This window comes from Salidesulfovibrio brasiliensis JCM 12178 (assembly GCF_001311825.1).
Lineage (GTDB): Bacteria > Desulfobacterota > Desulfovibrionia > Desulfovibrionales > Desulfovibrionaceae > Pseudodesulfovibrio > Pseudodesulfovibrio brasiliensis.
In genome coordinates this window covers 1-1,207 of the sequence record NZ_BBCB01000169.1, presented here as the reverse complement: position 1 = coordinate 1,207, position 1,207 = coordinate 1, and the positions used below count along the sequence as shown (strand labels likewise).

Annotated in this window: 1 protein-coding gene; it reads right to left on the bottom strand. The window is 68.4% G+C overall.

The annotated features are described in order from the left end of the window. Positions 1 to 1,207, bottom strand: a 1,207-nt coding sequence (locus JCM12178_RS17395) for a penicillin-binding transpeptidase domain-containing protein (RefSeq protein ID WP_250635956.1), incomplete at both ends; no start/stop codon positions are given.

The window sequence follows — 1,207 nt, the reverse complement described above, 5'->3', positions numbered from 1 at the left end:
CACGCGGCCAGTTCCGGGGGGGACCGTGTGAACGGTTTCGGCTCGGGCCGGGCGGGTCACGAGGCAGCTTCCTTCAAGCCGTTTTCCGGTTTCCGCGTCCACCATGATCCTGCGGTGATCGGTGCAGCGGGGCAGGTGCAGCACTGGCCCTGCTTGGGCGCTGATGGTCTTCGGGCAGTCCGGACCAGCCGGAAGGCGGCTCTTGGCGCAAAGAAGGATTTCGCGCATCTCCGGGGCCTCAGGGAGCCTTAGATCGCGGGAGTGCGGCTCCAGTGCGCGCAGGATATCGAAGAAGAGCGGCCCTGCGTGGGTTGCGCCCGAGATGCCCTTTACTGGCGTTCCGTCCGGATTGCCAACCCAGACGCCCACGGCCAGTTCGGGACCGAAGCCCACGGCCCATGCGTCGCGGTGTCCGAAGGACGTTCCCGTCTTCCACGCTGCAGCGGGCCGGTCACGCGTGAGTCGCCACGAGTCCGGCATGTCGGGCCGCGTGACCTTGGTGAGGATGTCGCCGACGCTTCTGGCCGCCTCGGGTGAAAACAGATGCCCTGCCGGACCGGGAGACCCCGCCACCACGCGCCACGGCCGGTGGTTTCCGCCTTGCGCAAGGGTTGCGTAGAGATTGGTCAGGTCCACCAGACGCACCTCGCACGCGCCGAGCACCAGCGGCAGCCCGTAACTGGCCGAGGCCCGGTCGATGGTCTCCAGTCCGCCGCGTTTGAGCAGGGCGTGGAAGCCCTCCAGTCCGGTGCGGGAGAGCAGACGAACCGCAGGGACGTTCAGGGAGCGCGAGAGGGCCTCGCTGACGCTGACCTGCCCGTGAAAGGTGCCGGAGTAGTTTTCGGGCGTGTATCCGGAGTAGTCGGTGGGCACGTCGAGGAGCCGCGAGGCAGGGATGGCCTCGCCCTTGTCAAAGGCCAGCGTGTAGAGGAACGGCTTGAGCGTGGATCCGGGGGAGCGGGCGGCCAGCGCGTTGTTGACCTGTCCCTGCGTGCGGTCGTCGAAGAAGTCTGCGGACCCGGCCATGGCGAGCACCTGCCGGGTGGAGCGGTCCAGCACCACGGCGGCGGCGTTGGTGATGCCTTCCTGCCGGACCCGCGCGGCGTGTCGGGCCACGAGGTGTTCCACGATGCGCTGGGTGGGCAGGTCGAGGGATGTCTGAAGCTGCGTTTGTGCGCCGAGGCGGTGCCGGGCCAGCAAGGTGAAG